General features: G+C 66.2%; 17 protein-coding genes. 13 read left to right on the top strand and 4 right to left on the bottom strand.

Going from position 1 to position 17,955, the window contains the following annotated elements; all coding sequences use genetic code 11:
- Window positions 1-6: 6 nt before the first annotated feature.
- The 6 genes from leuB (at window position 7) to O6X71_RS09715 (ending at window position 5,185) form a co-directional block, all read left to right on the top strand.
- Window positions 7-1,053, top strand: a complete 1,047-nt coding sequence (gene leuB / locus O6X71_RS09690; protein ID WP_353465667.1) for a 3-isopropylmalate dehydrogenase — start codon at window positions 7-9, stop codon at window positions 1,051-1,053.
- Window positions 1,028-2,161: a glycosyltransferase family 2 protein gene (locus O6X71_RS09695; protein ID WP_353465668.1), complete on the top strand. Its 1,134-nt coding sequence runs from the start codon at window positions 1,028-1,030 to the stop codon at window positions 2,159-2,161. The genes leuB and O6X71_RS09695 overlap by 26 nt, the downstream gene beginning before the upstream one ends.
- Before the next feature lie 75 nt (window positions 2,162-2,236).
- A complete protein-coding gene (locus O6X71_RS09700) occupies window positions 2,237-3,442 on the top strand; it encodes a trans-sulfuration enzyme family protein (RefSeq protein WP_060527159.1) in 1,206 nt (401 codons plus the stop codon).
- A complete protein-coding gene (gene apaG, locus O6X71_RS09705) occupies window positions 3,439-3,837 on the top strand; it encodes a Co2+/Mg2+ efflux protein ApaG (RefSeq protein ID WP_056488567.1) in 399 nt (132 codons plus the stop codon). Before O6X71_RS09700 ends, apaG begins: the two co-directional genes overlap by 4 nt.
- A complete protein-coding gene (locus O6X71_RS09710; RefSeq protein WP_056055436.1) occupies window positions 3,834-4,616 on the top strand; it encodes a LysR family transcriptional regulator in 783 nt (260 codons plus the stop codon). Before apaG ends, O6X71_RS09710 begins: the two co-directional genes overlap by 4 nt.
- A gap of 41 nt (window positions 4,617-4,657) precedes the next feature.
- A complete protein-coding gene (locus tag O6X71_RS09715) occupies window positions 4,658-5,185 on the top strand; it encodes a GNAT family N-acetyltransferase (protein WP_353465669.1) in 528 nt (175 codons plus the stop codon).
- Between the two features lie 155 nt (window positions 5,186-5,340).
- On the opposite strand, the gene O6X71_RS09720 is transcribed toward O6X71_RS09715, so the two are convergent.
- Window positions 5,341-6,612: a serine hydrolase gene (locus O6X71_RS09720; protein ID WP_353465670.1), complete on the bottom strand. Its 1,272-nt coding sequence runs from the start codon at window positions 6,610-6,612 to the stop codon at window positions 5,341-5,343.
- The gene (locus tag O6X71_RS09725; RefSeq protein ID WP_353465671.1) at window positions 6,612-7,466 is read right to left on the bottom strand and encodes an ABC transporter permease; all 855 of its coding nucleotides are present in this window, start codon (window positions 7,464-7,466) and stop codon (window positions 6,612-6,614) included. Before O6X71_RS09725 ends, O6X71_RS09720 begins: the two co-directional genes overlap by 1 nt.
- A gap of 65 nt (window positions 7,467-7,531) precedes the next feature.
- Here O6X71_RS09725 and O6X71_RS09730 point away from each other — a divergent pair, with 65 nt between their 5' ends.
- Window positions 7,532-8,290 (top strand): GcrA family cell cycle regulator, encoded by a 759-nt coding sequence (locus tag O6X71_RS09730; RefSeq protein ID WP_353465672.1) that lies wholly within the window; start codon window positions 7,532-7,534, stop codon window positions 8,288-8,290.
- A 541-nt stretch (window positions 8,291-8,831) separates the two neighbouring features.
- On the opposite strand, the gene O6X71_RS09735 is transcribed toward O6X71_RS09730, so the two are convergent.
- A complete protein-coding gene (locus O6X71_RS09735) occupies window positions 8,832-9,689 on the bottom strand; it encodes an outer membrane protein (protein ID WP_353465673.1) in 858 nt (285 codons plus the stop codon).
- Window positions 9,690-9,848: 159 nt separating this feature from the next.
- Between O6X71_RS09735 and parE the strand changes: the two genes are divergently transcribed.
- Entirely contained in the window at window positions 9,849-11,858 is a 2,010-nt protein-coding gene (gene parE, locus O6X71_RS09740) for a DNA topoisomerase IV subunit B (RefSeq protein WP_353465674.1), read from the top strand.
- A gap of 184 nt (window positions 11,859-12,042) precedes the next feature.
- Here the strand turns inward: parE and O6X71_RS09745 are convergent, their stop codons facing one another.
- A complete protein-coding gene (locus O6X71_RS09745; RefSeq protein WP_353465675.1) occupies window positions 12,043-12,831 on the bottom strand; it encodes a hypothetical protein in 789 nt (262 codons plus the stop codon).
- A 265-nt stretch (window positions 12,832-13,096) separates the two neighbouring features.
- Between O6X71_RS09745 and O6X71_RS09750 the strand changes: the two genes are divergently transcribed.
- From O6X71_RS09750 to queE, 5 genes are all read left to right on the top strand, one after another.
- Window positions 13,097-14,287 carry an acetylornithine transaminase gene (locus tag O6X71_RS09750; RefSeq protein WP_192145613.1) on the top strand — a complete coding sequence of 397 codons (1,191 nt, stop codon included), beginning with the start codon at window positions 13,097-13,099 and terminating at the stop codon, window positions 14,285-14,287.
- Window positions 14,288-14,427: 140 nt separating this feature from the next.
- A complete protein-coding gene (argF, locus tag O6X71_RS09755) occupies window positions 14,428-15,348 on the top strand; it encodes an ornithine carbamoyltransferase (protein WP_353465676.1) in 921 nt (306 codons plus the stop codon).
- Between the two features lie 32 nt (window positions 15,349-15,380).
- A complete protein-coding gene (locus O6X71_RS09760) occupies window positions 15,381-16,298 on the top strand; it encodes an Hsp33 family molecular chaperone HslO (RefSeq protein WP_353465677.1) in 918 nt (305 codons plus the stop codon).
- 305 nt (window positions 16,299-16,603) lie between these two features.
- Complete coding sequence (queC, locus tag O6X71_RS09765; RefSeq protein ID WP_353465678.1) at window positions 16,604-17,308, top strand: 7-cyano-7-deazaguanine synthase QueC; 705 nt, start codon at window positions 16,604-16,606, stop codon at window positions 17,306-17,308.
- Window position 17,309: 1 nt separating this feature from the next.
- Entirely contained in the window at window positions 17,310-17,942 is a 633-nt protein-coding gene (queE, locus tag O6X71_RS09770; RefSeq protein WP_353465679.1) for a 7-carboxy-7-deazaguanine synthase, read from the top strand.
- Window positions 17,943-17,955 lie beyond the last annotated feature (13 nt).

Consider the following 17,955-nt stretch of genomic DNA (forward strand, 5'->3'; position numbering starts at 1 on the left):
ACGCACATGCCCTTGATCGCGATACTGGCCGGCGACGGCATCGGACCCGAAGTCACGGCGGAGGCGCGTCGCGTGCTCGATACGCTCGGCCTCGACCTCACCTACGAAGAGGGCCTCGTCGGCGGTGCCGCGTACAAGGCGGTCGGTCATCCGCTGCCGCCCGAGACGCTAGACCTTGCCCGCCGCGCGGATGCGATCCTGTTCGGTGCGGTCGGCGATCCCGATTGCGATGCGCTCGAACGCCAGTTCCGCCCTGAGCAGGCCATTCTGGGCCTGCGCAAGGAGCTCGGCCTGTTCGCGAACCTGCGCCCGGCCAAGCTGTTCGCCGGCCTCGAGGATGCGTCGGCACTCCGTCCCGAAATCGCGCGGTCGATCGACATGGTCATCGTCCGCGAACTCACCGGCGACGTGTATTTCGGCGCGAAGGGCATCCGCACCACCGCCGAGGGCCTGCGCGAAGGCCATGACGAGATGCGCTACGACGAGACCGAAATCGCGCGCATCGCCCGCGTCGGCTTCGAGACCGCGCGCACCCGCAAGAGCAAGCTGCTCTCGGTCGACAAGGCCAACGTGCTCGAAACCTCACAGCTGTGGCGCGACGTCGTGATCGAGGTGTCGGCGGACTATCCCGACGTCGCACTCAGCCACATGTACGTCGACAACGCGGCGATGCAGCTGGTGCGCAATCCCGGCCAGTTCGACGTGATCGTCACCGGCAATTTGTTCGGCGATATCCTCTCCGACGAAGCGTCGATGTGCGCAGGCTCGATCGGCATGCTCCCCTCCGCTGCGCTCAACGACTCGAACAAGGGCATGTACGAGCCGATCCACGGCAGCGCGCCCGACATCGCGGGACAGGGCAAGGCCAACCCGTGTGCGGCGATCCTGTCCGCGGCGATGATGCTGCGCCACTCGCTCGACCTGCCCGAAGCGGCGGACCGCATCGAGGCGGCGGTCGCGGGGGCGATCCTCGACGGCGCGCGGACGCCCGATCTTGGCGGAACGCTGTCGACCCGCGAGATGGGTGATGCGGTACTGGCCAAGCTCGGTTGAGCACGCGGTGATCGGCGGCCTGCTCGAACTCGGGATCGTCATCCCGACGTTCAACGAGTCGGCGAATGTCGCGACGTTGATCGCCAGGCTCGACCGCGCGCTGGCGGGGCGTAACTGGGAGGCGATCTTCGTCGACGACGACAGTCCCGACGATACGGCAGGCGCCGCGCGCGCGATCGCACGGCACGATCCGCGGGTCCGCGTGATCCAGCGGATCGGTCGCCGCGGGCTGTCCTCGGCGTGCATCGAGGGCATGTGCGCGACCGCTGCGCCGTTCGTCGCGGTCATCGACGGCGATCTCCAGCATGACGAGACGCTGTTGCCGGCGATGCTCGATCGTCTGCAGGGCGGCGAGACTGACGTGGTGATCGGCTCGCGTTTCGTCGATGGCGGCGGCACCGGGGAGTGGGACAGCGACCGGGTCGCCAAGTCGGCGTTGGCCACCAGGCTGTCGCGCGTCGTGTTGAAGGCTGATCTCAGCGACCCGATGAGCGGCTTCTTCATGATCCGCACCGACATCGTCCGCCGCCTCGCGCCGTCGCTGTCGGCGATCGGGTTCAAGATCCTGCTCGACCTGCTTACCGCCTCGCCGACCCCCCTGCGCATCGCCGAGCTGCCCTATGTTTTCCGTGTTCGCGAGGAAGGCGAGAGCAAGCTCGATAATGTCGTCGCGCTGGAATATCTGATCGCGATCTACGACCGGATGTTCGGGCGGATCGTGCCCGTGCGGTTCGCGATGTTCTCGGTCATCGGACTGCTCGGCGTCGGCATCCACATGGCGGTGTTGACCGCGCTGTTCATGGGCCTGGGCGCCCGGTTCCTGGCGAGCGAGATACTGGCGACCTTCGTGGCGCTGACCTTCAACTTCTTCCTCAACAACGCACTGACCTATCGCGATCGGCGTCTGAAGGGCTGGCGGCAACTGGTCGACGGCTGGGTGTCGTTCGCGGTGATCTGCTCGGTCGGCGCGGTCGCCAACGTCGGCATCGCCGCGTTCCTATACGAGATGCGGGACGGTGCCTGGGCTGCCTCCGCGCTGATCGGCGTGCTGGTCGGCGCGGTGTGGAACTACGCGCTGTCGTCAAAATTCACCTGGGGACGATACTAGAGGCCGCCGCTCACACACCCGCAAGGCTTGTCCCCGGGGTTGTCATAACGGCTCCCCCCCGGCAAAGCGGCGCGCATGAAGCGCAAGACCGGCCAGGATCGTTCGATCACTCAGAATTGGCGTCCCGCGACGCGCGCCATCCGCGGCGGCACCGCCCGCAGCGAATATGGCGAGACGTCGGAGGCGTTGTTCCTCACCTCGGGCTATTGCTACGACAAGGCAGGCGACGCCGCGGCGCGCTTTGCCGGCGAGCAGGAGGGGATGACCTATTCCCGCCTCCAGAACCCGACCGTGCAGATGCTCGAGGAACGGATCGCGCTGCTGGAGGGCGCCGAGGCGTGCCGGACGATGGCCACGGGCATGGCGGCGATGACCGCGTCGCTGCTGTGCCAGCTCCAGACCGGCGACCATCTCGTCGGCGGCCGCGCGGCGTTCGGCTCGTGCCGCTGGCTCACGGATACGCTGCTGCCGAAGTTCGGGATCGCCACCACGATCGTCGACGCGCGCGATCCACAGGCGTTCCTCGACGCGGTGCGTCCCGAGACGAAGGTGTTCTTCTTCGAGACGCCCGCCAACCCGACGATGGACATCGCCGACCTGAAGGCGATCTGCGACATCGCGCGCGAACGCGGCATCACGACCGTGGTCGACAACGCGTTCGCGACGCCTGCCTTGCAGCGGCCGATGGAGTTCGGCGCGGACGTTACCGCGTACAGCGCGACCAAGATGATGGACGGGCAGGGCCGCGTGCTCGCCGGTGCAGTCTGCGGGACCGAGGATTTCATCACCAACACGCTGCTGCCGTTCACGCGCAACACCGGCCCGACGCTGTCGCCGTTCAACGCATGGGTGGTGCTCAAGGGCCTCGAAACGCTCGACCTGCGCATCCACCGCCAGTCCGAAAACGCGATGAAGGTCGGCGAATTCCTCGAAGGCCGCGTGCCTCGCGTGCTGCATCCCTTCCTGCCGAGCCATCCGCAGCACGAACTGGCAAAGCGCCAGATGGACGCATGCGGGCCGATCTTCGCGTTCGAGGTCGAGGGGCGCGAACAGGCACACGCGTTGCTCGACGCGCTGGAGCTGGTCGATATCTCGAACAACATCGGCGACTCGCGCTCGCTGATGACGCATCCCGCCTCGACCACGCACGCGAGCGTCTCGCCCGACAAGCAGATCGAGATGGGCGTGACCGAGGGTCTGTTGCGGATCAACGTCGGGCTCGAGGATGCGCAGGACGTTATCGACGATCTCGATCAGGCGCTGCGTCAGGCGGGCTTGTGAAGGCGCTGTTCCCCAACGCAGCGACGACCGATGGGGTGACGGTGCGCGTGTCGGTCAGCTATCTGCCCGAACAGTCCGAGCCCGAGCGGGGCCGCTGGTTCTGGGCCTATCACATCCGCCTCGAGAACGAGGGCACCGAGACCGTCCAGTTGCTCACCCGCCACTGGGTGATCACCGACGGTCGCGGCGCGCGGCATTCGGTCGAGGGCGAAGGCGTGGTCGGCGAACAGCCGGTGATCGAACCGGGTGCTAGCTTCGATTATGTCTCGGGCTGCCCGCTCGCGACGCCCTCGGGCGCGATGCAGGGGAGCTACCAGATGGTCCGTGAAGACGGCGCGGTGTTCGCGGTCGAGATTCCCCGCTTCTCGCTGTTCGCCCCCGCGGTGCTGAATTGAAGCGTACGCATCTCCCGCTCAACGGCTTGCGCGTGCTCGATGCGGCGGCGCGGCATCTGTCGTTCACGCGTGCTGCGGACGAGTTGGCGGTGACACCGGCGGCGGTCGGCCAGCAGATCCGCGCGCTGGAGGATACGCTCGGCGTCGTTCTGTTCCGCCGTACCACGCGCGGGCTCGAACTGACGCCTGAGGCGGAAGCCGGTCTCGGCGCGCTCCGCGGCGGGTTCCTCCAGTTCGAGGAAGCTGTCCGCGCGATGCAGGCCGGGCAGTCGTCGAAATCGCTGACGATCGCCGCGCCGCGCGACCTGACCGAGAAGTGGCTCATGCCGCGGCTCGCGCAGATCGCCGAGGCGGACCCAGAACTCCGCTTCGTGCTGATCACCGCCGACGAGAATGTCGACTTCACCGAAGCCAATCTCGACCTCGCGATCCGTTGGGGCGATGGTCCGGGCGAGCATGAGGGCGAGGCGCTGGAATCGGAGGGCATGGTGACGATCGCCAAGCCCGGCACCGATAGCGAAGCCGCGATCGCATGGTCCGGTGAGGACGGCGTCGCGCTGGTCCGCGTCACCGACGCCGGGCTCGCGATCGATGCGGCGGCGGCGGGTCTTGGCCGCGCGACCGTTCCCGAACTGCTCGCTCGCCGCGATCTCGCGCAGGCCCGCGTACGGCTTATCGGCGAGTCGCAGCCTTCGAAGGGGGGCTATTGGCTCGTCGCCCCGCTCCCGCAGTGGCGCCAGAAGAAAGTCCGCGCGCTCGTGGATGCCCTGACCGCGTGAGGCAACCCGGACGCAGACCACGGCGCGCTGGCGTATCGCCGGTGCTGAAGACGCGTCGGCTGCGCCTGCGGCCGCTCGTCGAGGGCGACGCGACCGCGTTGCACCCGATGCTCGCCGATGCCGAACTGATGGCCTATTCGGCGGACGGCCCCTTGGGCTCGGTCGACGACGTCCGCACCTACCTCGCCGAGGAAGCCGCGCCGGGCAACCAGCGTACCTGGGCGATCACCCGCACCGGCGACGACCGCGCGATCGGCTGGGTCTCGGGGAGCGAGGCTGATGGGGCAGGGGTGACGGAGATTGGTTTCATCCTCGCGCGGGAGGCTTGGGGGCTAGGGATCGCGCGGGAGGCTGTGTCGGCTGTGATCGACCGGTTGTTTGCTGAGGGGCGGAGCCGGGTGTTTGCGGATGCCGATACCGAGAATACTGCGTCGATTACGTTGTTGGAACGCCTAGGGTTCCGGCGCGAGCGCTTGTTGCGCGACGAATGGGAAACGCATCTAGGGTTGCGCGATAGCCTGATCTACGGGCTCTGCGCGGATAGCTGGCAGGCGGCTGGGCGGGCCTGAGCCACCGCCGCTTTTTCCACCAATAGCACCACCCCGGCGAAGGCCGGGGCCCAAATGGGAAGGTGGAAATAACGAAGCGCTACCCGCCGTTAGCAACGTCCCCCAATTGGGCCCCGGCCTTCGCCGGGGTGGTAGTGAGGATGGCGACTTTAAACCTACCGCGCCGCCAATAACGCCAGCGCCCGCCCCATCAGACCCGCGAACCGCAGCTCGTTCACGCCATCGTCAGCCCGGTGCCAGTTCCCAGTCGCCGCATACCAACGCCCGTCCTTCGCCTGCACCAGATAGTTCAGCGTCAGCACCCCCGGCTCGCCACCACCCTTGAAACCGACATACGCGAACCGCTTGGCGATCGCCGGGTCCACCCCCGCATTCACCGCCAGCACCGCCCGAGTTGTAGCATCCGCCCCCCGCAACCGATCCAGCAGCCCCGCCATCGCCGAAGGACTCGCAAACCATTCGACGCTGTCGATCGCCACCGGCTTCCCCGCGAACACGGTCGGATCCAGCTTGGCCGTTGAAATCTTCACCGCGTTGTCCACCAGCAGCGCCCGTCGCTCGTCCACCGATCCCGCCGCCCAGGCCTTCGTCAGCGCCGGATCGCCCTTCAGCGCGAACATCTCGCGCGTGGTCATTACCGGCACGCCGCCGCCAGCAGCCTCCGCCATCGCATCGACCTTCGCGCGTCCGAGCGTTGTCAGCAGCGTATCCGTCGCGGTGTTGTCGCTGATCGAGATCATCATCGTCGCCAGCGTCTGCACGGTCACCGGCGACCCGGCGGGCCAGGTCTGCAACACGCCTGACGGCAGGGACGGCGCCCCGACCTTCACGACGTCATTCCAATGCCGCTCGCCGCTCGCCACCTGCCGCGCCAGTTCCGCCAGCACCCAGAGCTTGAACGCCGACCCGAGCGGCGCCGCAACGTCCGCACGGTATTCGAGGATCGGCTCAGGTGTGGCCTGACCCAGCGCATACAACCCGAACCCGCTAGCCCCCGGCAGCGCACGAAACTCCGCCCCGACCTTCGCCAAAGTATCGTCCCGCGCCCCCGTACCCGTGATCAGCAACCCGGTCGAAGCATGCGGCACCGCGGGGTCTATCACCAGCCGAATGCTCGCCGTCCCCCGCGCATACCCAACGACCAGATCCGCGGACCACGCCGACGTCGCCGCCAGCGACTCGATCTTCTGCGGCGCGCCCAGCGTCGCCTTCAGCTTCTCGGCGATCACCGAAAACTGCGCCTTGGGCACCTTCTCGCGGAAGCTCGCCGCAAAATACGTGTCGTAGGCTCCGCGCCCGTCGAGGATCGCGACCAGCGCATCCGCCTTCGCCCGCAAAGCCGGGTCGGCCACCGCACCCTGCGCCACCGCCCCGACCGGCAGCAAAGCCACCGCCAACGCCACCAGCCAGAGCGCGAGCCTGTGCATCAGTTCTTCAGCTTCCAACCGCTCTTGAGCAACCGATAGCAGAGTGTCGCCAGCACCAGATCGATCACCAGGATCACGATCCCGCCGATCATCACCGGCGAGTCGGCGATCCCGAGGAACCCATATCGGAACCCCGAGATGATATAGAAGAACGGGTTCGCATGGCTGAACGCGCGGAACGCCGGCGCCAGCTTGTCGACCGAGTAGAACGTCCCCGACAGCAGCGACAATGGCGCGATCACGAAGTTGGTGACCGCGGCGGCATGGTCGAACTTGTCCGCCCAGATCGACGTCAGCACGCCGAGCAGTGCCAGGAACACCGCGCCCAGCAACCCGAACCAGACGATCGCCAGCGGAGCGTGCGGCGTCACGTGCACGCCCGGATACAGCGCCATTGCCGCCCACACGACGATCCCGACGATCACCGCGCGTGTCACGGCACCGCCGACTAGCGCGGCCAGCAACTCACCCGTCGACAAGGGCGGCTGGAGGTAATCGACGATCGTGCCCTGCATCTTGCCGACGAGCAGCGAGAAGCTCGCATTGGCGAACGCCGGCCCCATCATCCCCTGCGCGATGATCAGTCCCGGCGCGATGAAATCGGCGAATGCGACGATCTGGCCGTCGACCGGAACCGGGCTTTTCGCGCCGGTCGCGATGGTGAATACGATGAGAAACAGTAGCGTCGTGATCGCCGGCGCCCACACCGTCTGAAGCTGCACCTTGAAGAACCGGCGCACCTCCTTGATATAGAGGGTTCGCAATCCCTCCCAGTTCACGCTCTTAATGACGGGAACGCCGGGGGCGGAGTGCACCGCCGAATGGATTTCACCGATTGGGGGCTGGCTGCTCATAGGCGTTGCGGGTAATCGCTGCCGCTGCCGCCCGCAACCCGGCTGAGCAAGACTAAGGAACGAACATGTCCTGGACCGACGAGCGCATCGCGACGCTCAAGACGATGTGGGAGGCCGGCCAGACCGCCAGCCAGATCGCCGAAGCCCTGGGTGGCGTCAGCCGCAACGCCGTCATCGGCAAGGCGCACCGCCTCGAGCTACAGGCGCGCCCGTCGCCGGTGAAGCCGAACGATCCCGAGGCGAAGGCGGCTGCCGCGGCCGAGGCAACAGCGTCGGCTGCTGCGGCAGCCCCTGAGCCGGTCGCGGCACCGGAGCCGGTCGAGGTCGAGGCTCCCAAGCCCGCGCCGGTCGCGCCGCCTGTCGTGGCAGCGGCCAAGCCTGCGGCACCGGTCGAACCAGAGCCGGTCGCCGAAGAGCCCGAGGACGACGAAGACGAGGATGAGGACGAGGCTGCTCCGGCCGTCGCCGCGCCCGTCCGCGCGCCGCAGCCGATCCTGCGCTCGGTCGGCCCAGGCGGGTTCCTCCGTCAGGCGCCCGGCGAACAGCAGCCTCCGAGCACACCCGCGCCGCCGCGTCGGCTCGTGCCTGCCAAGCCGTCTGCCGAGATGGCGAACAAGACGAGCCTGCTCGAACTCAACGACCGCATCTGCAAATGGCCGCTCGGCCATCCCGGCGAGCCCGACTTCCATTTCTGTGGCAAGGCGGTGAACCCCGGCTTCCCGTATTGCGTCGACCATTGCGGCCATGCCTACCAGGCGCAGTTGCCGCGCCGCGATCGTCGTCCGACCCCGCCGCTGCCGTTCGGTGGTCCGCGGCCCAGGTGAGGCGCAGGGCGGCCTGCGCCAACTTGGCGCAGGACTCGCCCAAGCCCGGCCGGCGCGGCTAGCTGCGGCCGACGACATGGGCTTTGCCCATGGCCAGCGTGATGTAGAAAAGGCCGTTTCCTCGGGTGAGGAAGCGGCTTTTTTTCCAAACGCTACCACCCCGGCGAAGGCCGGGGCCCAGTTGGAAAGGTCTCGGCAACTGAGCGCCGCGCGCGTTTAGCAACGTTTCCCAACTGGGTCCCGGCCTCCGCCGGGGTGGTGCTCTATAAGCTCAGCGTCTTCCGCCCCTTCCTTGTTCTCCCGCGAAGGCGGGAGCCCAGACTGGGTCCCCGCCTTCGCGGGGAAACAAACTTGCGCGCAAAGCTAAAGCTGACGCGCTTGCACAACCGGCGAAATGGAAAAGGGCCGCTTCCCCATGCGTGGAAGCGGCCCTTTCTACATCAGCTAGCCATGGGCAAAGCCCATGTCGTCGGTCGCGGCGAGCCGCGCCGGCCGGGCTTGGGCGAGTCCGCTGCCAGTGTGGCAGCGGCCGCCCTGCGCCTTAGAACCTAAACGCCACCGTTCCGCGCAGGCTGTGCCAGCGGAAATTGTCATCCGAACGCTTGAACGCGGTGCCAGCCGTGTTCGGCGCCAGCACGAACGGGTTGTTCGCAGGCTGCGTGCCGCGCGTCACGAGAATGCGTGCGTCGTCGTCCTGATACTGATGGAACATGTATTCCATGCCGACCGAGATGTTCTTGCCGAGCTTCTGCTCGATGCCACCGCCGCCGGTGATGCCGAACTGGTTCTTCTTGCCGCTCTGCGCATAGGCATTCGCGGTGTTGCTCGAGTAGAAATCGCGGTTGATGCGCGCATAGCCCGCACCGAACGTGCCGTAGAACAGCGTCGTGTTGACCGCATAGCCCACACGGCCACGGATCGAGGCTTCCCAGTCGAGGTCGCGCGTCATCGTGTAGAAGGCAGGCGTGGTCGAGAAGGCGGTGACGCTGTCGCGGATGTTCGACTTGCCGAACTCGCCGACGACGCCGACGACGATGTTGCCACGCTGCTGGTCGATACCGACGCGGGCGTAATAGGCGGTGTTGTCCTTGTCATTGCGGCAGCCACGGCCACCGACGGCAGGAGCCGTGCTGCTCCGCGCTGCGCCGTTGCAGAAGCCGGGCGAGAACGCGTTGGCGCCAGCGGCGGTCGTGACGGCATCACCGAAGCGGCCATCGAGGTTGCGATCGAACAGGATCGACGAACCCTCGTCGTTCGGCTGCACGTCATAGCCACCGGCTGCACCGAAATAGATGCCGCTGAACGGTGCGTCTTCGGTGATCTCCTGCGCCGCGACAGGCATTGCGGCAAAACCCAGCGTAGCGGCGCCGGCAAGCGCCACCATCATCGTCTTAGTCATATTCACTCCCGGAAACTTCATGACAGGTTTTTCATAAACGGCCCGTTCCGCGAAAGTTATCCCCCCAAAGCAACAATCTATATCAATGTGACTTTTGCATCACAGGGAGAACAAACAGAGCCTGTGGCTTTGTCCGACGCCTGCGGCTACGTTCCCGCCATGGCTGAAGATCTGTTCGCGTCCCCCTCGACGCCCGGCGCCGGCAAAACCGCCGCCAACACCTATGACGCGTCCTCGATCGAGGTGCTCGAAGGCCTCGAACCCGTACGCCGCCGCCCCGGTATGTACGTCGGCGGCACCGACGAGCGCGCGCTGCATCACCTCGCCGCCGAAGTGCTCGACAACGCGATGGACGAGGCGGTCGCCGGCCACGCGACGCGGATCGAAGTCACGCTGGAGGCGAACAACCGCCTGACGATCGTCGACAACGGTCGCGGCATCCCGGTCGACCCGCATCCGAAGTTTCCTGACAAGTCCGCGCTGGAGGTGATCCTCTCGACGCTGCACTCGGGCGGCAAGTTCGCTGGCAAGGCCTATGCGACATCGGGCGGCCTGCACGGCGTCGGCATCAGCGTCGTCAACGCGCTCTCGTCCGACACGGTCGTGGAAGTCGCGCGCGATCGGCAGTTGTATCGTCAGCGCTTCGCCAAGGGCCTGACGCTCGGTCCGATCGAGCACCTCGGACCAACGCCCAACCGTCGCGGCACCAGCGTCGCGTTCACGCCCGACACCGAGATCTTCGGCACCGAACTGAACTTCAAGCCGCAACGCCTCTACAAGCTCGTCCGCTCGAAGGCGTATCTGTTCGCGGGCGTCGAGATCCGCTGGCACTGTGCGCCCGACCTGATCGGCGACGATACCCCCGCACAGGCCGTGTTCCAGTTCCCCGGCGGACTCGCGGATCACCTGCGCGACCAGATCGCCGGCCGCGAATGCGCGACCTCGGACTTCTTCTCGGGCTCGCAGGATTTCCCGAGCGCGAACGGCGAAACGCAGGGCCGCGTCGAATGGGCGGTCGCATGGCCGCTGTGGAGCGACGGCTCGTACAGCTGGTATTGCAACACCATCCCGACCCCCGACGGCGGCACGCACGAACAGGGTCTCCGCCAGGCGCTCGTCCGGGGCTTGCGTGCATTCGGCGATCTCGTCGGGAACAAGAAAACGAAGGATATCAGCGCGGACGACGTCATGATCGGCAGCGAACTGATGTTGTCGGTGTTCATCCGCGAGCCGCAATTCCAGAGCCAGACCAAGGATCGCCTCACCAGCCCCGAGGCCGCCGGTCTCGTCGAGAAGGCGGTACGCGATCATTTCGACCATTTCCTCAGCCACAACATGGAGCGCGGCAAGGCGCTGCTGAATTATGTGCTCGAGCGGATGGACGAACGCCTGCGCCGCAAGCAGGAACGCGACGTCAAGCGCAAGACCGCGACGTCCGCGCGGAAGCTCCGCCTGCCCGGCAAGCTCACCGATTGCTCGGCCAACTCGCCCGAAGGCACCGAGCTGTTCATCGTCGAGGGCGACTCGGCAGGTGGCTCGGCGAAACAGGCGCGTGATCGGAAGACGCAGGCGATCCTCCCGATCCGTGGGAAGATCCTCAACGTCGCGTCGGCCACCAGCGCCAAGATCTTCGCCAACCAGGAAATCGCCGACCTGACGCTCGCGCTGGGCTGCGGTACGCGGAAAGACTGCACGCCGGATACGCTCCGCTACGAACGCATCGTCATCATGACCGACGCAGACGTCGACGGCGCGCACATCGCGACGCTGCTGATGACGTTCTTCTTCCAGGAGATGCCCGAACTCGTCCGCCGCGGGCACCTATACCTCGCGCAGCCGCCGCTCTATCGCCTTACCGTCGGCACCAAGAGCGTCTACGCACGCGACGACGCGCACCGTGCCGAACTCGAACGCACTGTGTTCAAGGGCAAGAAGGTCGATGTCGGCCGCTTCAAGGGTCTCGGCGAGATGAACCCGAGCCAGCTCCGCGAAACCACGATGGACCCCGCCACCCGCGGCATGCTTCGCATCACGCTTCCGCAGGAGTACGAGGAGCGCGCGCAGGTGAAGGACTTGGTCGACCGCCTGATGGGCAATAACCCGGCGCACCGCTTCGCGTTCATCCAGGAGAATGCCGGCCGCATGGACGAGGAAGCGATCGACGCGTGAAGCAACGGTGCAGCGTGCCGGGAACGGCGATGTCGCGCCCGTCTGAGACGACATGATCGCGCCCGGAGTTTGTTCGGCCTGCTACCGACAATTGTTCACCATCGAAGGCGGGTGCCCAGCCTGAACTATCGTCTTGGCGCGAGTTCGAACTAGCTGGGCACTGGCATCGCTCTCAAGCGGTCACCTACTGCTTGTATGCCACCAGCGTCGATGTCCGACCGTATTTGATGTCGTTGACGTCGATCGTCATCTTCTTCCCATCGGGCGAGATCGTCATGACGTATTTGCCGATCACCTTGCCGTCGAGATAGTCGGTCTCGTGCAGCGTGTTGAGATCCGACTGCTTGAGCGACACCGTCGTCCAGCCGGGATCGCCGAGGACGGCGACTGAAGGTCCACCCGTCGTCGCCACGTACGATGTGCCGGTTGGCGTCGAATACGTCACGCCCTTGCCAGTCTTGGCGAAGGTGAACACGAGGCCGCTGTCGGAAACCTGGGTCTGGTTCGTCTGGCGCCACGATCCTGACGCAGCATGCGATCCCACCGGGCCTGCCGTGACACGCTCGCTGACCGTCGTGCCCGTGACGGCAGTACCGTTGGCGGCGCTGGTATCGTTGAACACGGTGGTCATCGAACCATTGTCGGCGGACAGCGTTGCGGTGGCGTCGCTCATCGGCTTGCCGCCCTTGCTCGTCGTATATTTGACGGTGGCCGGATCGACGACGGTCACCGACATCGCGTCGTAATAGGCGTGGCCGGCGACGGGATGCGGCGCACCGTCGGCGGCGATCTTGACCACGGGGATGCAGCTCGAGCAGGTATAGACCCCCTGGTTGATCAGCGCAGCCGAAGGTTTGGTCGAGAGCGCGCTTTCCTTGATGTCGCCCTTCCAAGTTCCGGTGAAGGCGTCTTTGGCGTAGGCGGGCGACGTCGTGGCGAGCAGAAGTGCGATACACTGTAATGTTCTAGACATGGTGATCTCCCCTATTGTGCGGCGGGGTGATTCGAATCGAATCAAAGCGCACAGGATCCTGGCACCACGTCCGGATGATCATGCGCCTCTTCTGCCAAGTGCGGCAAGAGCTATGGTGAAATCATACGCCGCAGGCGGGTCGCCGTTCGCCGCGCCGTTCACTGCGCAATGCTACGCGGTTGTTGCTCCCGGCGGCGCGCGCTCGTATCAGGCGGTTCGGGCGGCCGCTAAGGGTCGCCCTCGCTGTTTGAAGGAGCTTGCCGTCGTGACCATCACCCCGCTCATGCCCGTCTACCCGCGGTGTGGCGTGCGTCCGGTCCGAGGCGAGGGCGCGTACCTCTTCGGCGAGGACGGCCAGCAGTATCTCGATTTTGCGAGCGGCATCGCGGTCAACGCGCTCGGCCACGGCCACCCGCATCTGACCAAGGCGATCGCCGAGCAGGCCGCGACGCTGATGCATGTGTCGAACCTGTACGGATCGCCGCAGGGCGAGCATCTCGCGCAGCGTCTCGTCGACAACACATTTGCCGACACCGTGTTCTTCACCAATTCGGGTGCGGAAGCGGTCGAGTGCGCGATCAAGACCGCGCGGCGCTATCATTTCGCCAACGGCAACCCGCAGCGCCACACGCTGATCACGTTCGACACTGCGTTCCACGGACGCACGCTCGGCGCGATCTCGGCGACCAACCAGGCGAAGATGCGGGACGGGTTCGAGCCGCTGCTTCCCGGGTTCGCCTATGCGAAGTTCAACGATCTCGAAGGCGCGCTGGCGCTGATCGACGACAACACCGCGGGCTTCCTAGTCGAGCCGATCCAGGGCGAGGGCGGTATCCGCCAGGCGAGCCACGAGTTCCTCACCGGTCTGCGCAAGGCCTGCGACGAGCACGGCCTGCTGCTGGTGCTCGACGAGGTTCAGTGCGGCTACGGCCGGACCGGCAAGTTCTTCGCGCACGAGCTGTACGGCATCACGCCGGACATCATGGCGGTCGCCAAGGGTATCGGCGGCGGCTTCCCGCTGGGCGCCTGCCTCGCGACCGAGGAAGCAGCCAAGGGCATGGTCGCCGGCACGCACGGCTCGACCTATGGCGGTAATCCGCTGGCGATGGCGGCCGGCGAGGCGATCCTCGACGTGATGCTGGAGGACGGCTTCCTCGACAACGTCACCGCGATGGGCGACCGGTTGCGGCAGGGGCTCGAGCAGATGATCCCCAACCACGATCATTTGTTCGACAGCGTCCGCGGCACCGGGCTCATGCTCGGGCTGAAGCTCAAGAGCGACAGCCGTGCGTTCGTCGCGTTCGCGCGCGACAATCACAATCTGCTGCTGGTGTCGGCGGGTGAGAACGTCGTCCGCATTCTGCCGCCGCTGGTGATCGACGAGAGCCATATCGCCGAGTGCATCGACAAGCTGTCGACCGCCGCCCGCGTCTACGTGCCCGCCGCCGACGATTGAACTGATCCTCCCCGGTACGGGGAGGGGGACCATGCGAAGCATGGTGGAGGGGGATCGCCCCGAAAGTGTTGCGTTCGTGGAGGCCCCCCTCCACCATTCGCCATGCGAACGGTCCCCCTCCCCGTGCCGGGGAGGATATTATGACCCGCCATTTCCTGAATCTCACCGACGCCGGAGCCGACGGCATCGCCGCGATGCTGTCCGACGCACTCGACCGCAAGGCGGCGCGCGCCGGCTTCCCCAAGGGCCGCGTCGACACCGATGCACCGCTCGCCGGCCACACGCTCGCGATGGTCTTCGAGAAGAGCTCCACCCGCACGCGGTTCTCGTTCGACATGGCGATCCGCCAGCTCGGCGGCACCTCGATCGTGTCCGACGGCGGCTCGATGCAACTCGGCCGCGGCGAGTCGATCGCCGACACCGCGCGCATCCTGTCGGGTTATGTCGACGCGATCATGATCCGCACCGACGATCACGCCAAGATCGAGGAGATGGCCCACTACGCCTCCGTCCCGGTCATCAATGGCCTGACCGACGCGTCGCATCCCTGCCAGATCATGGCCGACCTGCTGACGATCATGGAGAGTGGCAAGACGCTGCCCGGCCTCAAAGTCGCGTGGCTTGGGGACGGCAACAACGTGCTCGCGTCGATCGTCGAGGCGGCGGGGCTGATGCAGTTCGACGTCGTCGCGGCCTGCCCGCAGGGATTCCAGCCGGAAGAAGAGGCGATCGTCCGCGCATCGGGCCGCGCCCGCGTCGTGGCCGATCCGCGCGAGGCGGTCGAGGGCGCTGACATCGTCGTCACCGATACCTGGATCTCGATGGGGCAGTCGCACGCCGAGGCCAAGCTGAAGGCGCTGACCCCGTACCAGGTCGACGCCGCGTTGATGTCGCTCGCCAAGCCCGACGCGAAGTTCCTCCACTGCCTCCCCGCACACCGCGGCGAAGAGGTCACGCCAGGGGTGATCGACGGTCCGCAGTCGCTGATCTGGCAGGAGGCCGAGAACCGTCTCCACGCGCAGAAGTCGGTCCTGCGCTGGTGCTTCGGTCAGATCGGTTGACCTGAACGGGCAGGGTCACCATCTGGCGGACGATGAACGATACGCCAAAATTCGACCCCAACACGACCGACCTCGACCGCGCGCTGGCTTTCGCGATCCCGACGCGCAGTGCCCGCGGCCGGATCGTGCGGCTCGGCACCGCGCTTGACGAAGTGCTTGCCGCGCATGCCTATCCGCCCGCGATCGAGAAGCTGCTCGCCGAGGCGCTCACGCTCGCCGCGCTGATCGGTTCGACGCTCAAGGACTCGAGCGGCCAGCTGACCATGCAGACGCGCACCGACAACGGCGTCGTCCAATTGCTCGTCTGCGATTACCGTGGCGGCGAAGTGCGCGGCTATATCGAATTCGACGCGGACAAGCTCGGCGAGGCCCCCGCGGAGCCGTCGCTGTTCGCGCTGTTCGGCGCCGGCTATCTCGCGATCACGTTCGACATGGCGACCAGCAACGAACGCTATCAGGGCATCGTGCCACTCGACGGCGATACGCTGTCGCAGGCCGCGCAGAGCTATTTTACGCAGTCCGAGCAGATCCCGACGATGATCCGCACCGGCATGGCGAAGGGCCACGACGGCCGCTGTATCTCCGGCGGGCTGTTCCTCCAGCACCTCCCGGAAGGCGAGGACGGGCGCGAACGGTTGCATACCAAGCTCGATCATCCGGAATGGGAGCACGTCGCCACGCTCGGCAACACGATGGGCGTCGATGAACTCACCGATGCGACGTTGCCGTTGGAGACGCTAGTCTGGCGCCTGTTCAACGAGGAAGAAGACGTACGCATCCTCGCGGACATCCCCATCATGCGCGGGTGCCGCTGTGATCCGGATTATATCCGGGGCGTGATCTCGAAATTTCCGTTGGAGGAACGCCAGTCGATGGCGGACGAGTCTGGCTTCATCATCGTCGACTGCGCGTTCTGCGCGAAGAAATTCCCGGTGCCGGTGGAGGGATAAAGCCCTCTCCCTGCAGGGGAGAGGGAGGGGCCCGCGCGAAGCGTGGGAGGGTGAGGGGCGTGAGGCTTGGTACACCAGTCCCAACCACCCCTCACCCTTCCGTCGCCTACGGCTCCTCCTTCCCTCTCCCCGGAGGGGAGAGGGGGCGAGCATTAACCGCAATTTTACGCCTCACCCTTACCACTGGTCACGTGCTCTTATTCAGCACGTTTCTCCCTTGTGGCGCGTGTCCGCGCCAAACTCGGGGCCGCTCCGCCGGGCGGCCCCTTTCTTTTTTGCGCTCGCTGGCCTAGCGAGCACGCATCATGACATCCCCTGCTCCCTTTGCGGTCGCCCTCGTGTCGGGCGGGCTCGACTCGATGGTATCCGCCGCCCTCGCGCGCGAAGCCGGCCAGCGCGTGCTCGCGCTGTCGTTCGATTATAACCAGCGCCACCGGATCGAACTCGACGCCGCGCGCCGCGTCGCCAGCGCACTCGGTGCCGAGCGCCACATCGTCTTGCCGATGGACCTGTCCGCGTTCGGCGGCTCCGCGCTGACCGCCGATATCGACGTGCCGAAGGACGGCGCGGGCACCGAAGACGGCGGCGGCATTCCCGTCACCTACGTCCCCGCGCGCAACACGATCTTCCTCAGTCTCGCGCTCGGCTGGGCGGAGGCGGCGGGCGCGCGCGACATCTATATCGGCGTCAACGCGCTCGATTACTCCGGCTATCCCGATTGCCGCCCCGAGTTCATCGCCGCGTTCGAAGGCCTTGCCGAACTCGCCACCAAGGCCGGCGTCGAAGGCGAACCATTCCGCATCCAGGCGCCGCTCCAGATGATGACCAAGGCGGACATCGTTCGCGAAGGTACGCGTCTCGGCCTCGACCTCGGTTTGAGCTGGTCGTGCTACGATCCAACGCCCGCCGGTGAGCATTGCGGCGAGTGCGACAGCTGCCGCCTGCGTTCGCGTGGCTTCGACGAAGCCGGGATCGCTGATCCTACCGTCTACGCAGTAAAGCCGGCCTGACATGAGCTACGCCGTCAAGGAAATGTTCCTCACGTTGCAGGGTGAGGGCGTGAACGCCGGTCGCCGCGCGGTGTTCGTCCGGTTTGCCGGGTGCAACCTGTGGTCGGGCCGCGAACAGGATCGTGCGACCGCGGTCTGCAAGTTCTGCGATACCGAATTCGTCGGCACCGACGGGCTGGGCGGCGGTAAATTCGCCGATGCGCAAGCCTTGGCGTCAGCGGTAGCGGGCTTCTGGGGAGAAGGGGTGCACGATCGATTCGTCGTCCTGACCGGCGGCGAGCCGATGCTGCAGATCGACGACGCTATCGTCGATGCGCTGCATACGTACGGCTTCCGCATCGCGATGGAGAGCAACGGCACGATCCCGGCGCATCCCGGTATCGACTGGATCTGCATCAGCCCCAAGGCCGGCAGCATCGTCGTCCAGCGTGCGGGTCACGAACTGAAGCTGGTCTGGCCGCAACCGGGCAGCGACATCGACGAGGTCGAGACTTGGGACTTCGCAAACTTCCTGCTTCAACCGCTCGACGATCCCCGGGCGGATGAGAACCGAGAGGCGTGCGTGGACCTAGTCATGGAACGCCCGCAGTGGCGGCTGTCGCTCCAGACGCACAAGTTGCTCGGTCTGCGCTAACCCTAGCCTAACG

This window comes from Sphingomonas faeni, from assembly GCF_040407505.1.
In the GTDB taxonomy this organism is placed as follows: domain Bacteria; phylum Pseudomonadota; class Alphaproteobacteria; order Sphingomonadales; family Sphingomonadaceae; genus Sphingomonas; species Sphingomonas faeni_E.

Coding starts and splice junctions, on each gene's coding strand:
- O6X71_RS09745 (WP_353465675.1), bottom strand. CDS start 12,831: ATGTCTAGAACATTACAGTGTATCGCACTTCTGCTCGCCACGACGTCG.
- parE (WP_353465674.1), top strand. CDS start 9,849: ATGGCTGAAGATCTGTTCGCGTCCCCCTCGACGCCCGGCGCCGGCAAA.
- queC (WP_353465678.1), top strand. CDS start 16,604: ATGACATCCCCTGCTCCCTTTGCGGTCGCCCTCGTGTCGGGCGGGCTC.
- O6X71_RS09695 (WP_353465668.1), top strand. CDS start 1,028: ATGCGGTACTGGCCAAGCTCGGTTGAGCACGCGGTGATCGGCGGCCTG.
- leuB (WP_353465667.1), top strand. CDS start 7: ATGCCCTTGATCGCGATACTGGCCGGCGACGGCATCGGACCCGAAGTC.
- O6X71_RS09730 (WP_353465672.1), top strand. CDS start 7,532: ATGTCCTGGACCGACGAGCGCATCGCGACGCTCAAGACGATGTGGGAG.
- O6X71_RS09720 (WP_353465670.1), bottom strand. CDS start 6,612: ATGCACAGGCTCGCGCTCTGGCTGGTGGCGTTGGCGGTGGCTTTGCTG.
- queE (WP_353465679.1), top strand. CDS start 17,310: ATGAGCTACGCCGTCAAGGAAATGTTCCTCACGTTGCAGGGTGAGGGC.
- argF (WP_353465676.1), top strand. CDS start 14,428: ATGACCCGCCATTTCCTGAATCTCACCGACGCCGGAGCCGACGGCATC.
- O6X71_RS09725 (WP_353465671.1), bottom strand. CDS start 7,466: ATGAGCAGCCAGCCCCCAATCGGTGAAATCCATTCGGCGGTGCACTCC.
- O6X71_RS09735 (WP_353465673.1), bottom strand. CDS start 9,689: ATGACTAAGACGATGATGGTGGCGCTTGCCGGCGCCGCTACGCTGGGT.
- O6X71_RS09700 (WP_060527159.1), top strand. CDS start 2,237: ATGAAGCGCAAGACCGGCCAGGATCGTTCGATCACTCAGAATTGGCGT.
- O6X71_RS09760 (WP_353465677.1), top strand. CDS start 15,381: ATGAACGATACGCCAAAATTCGACCCCAACACGACCGACCTCGACCGC.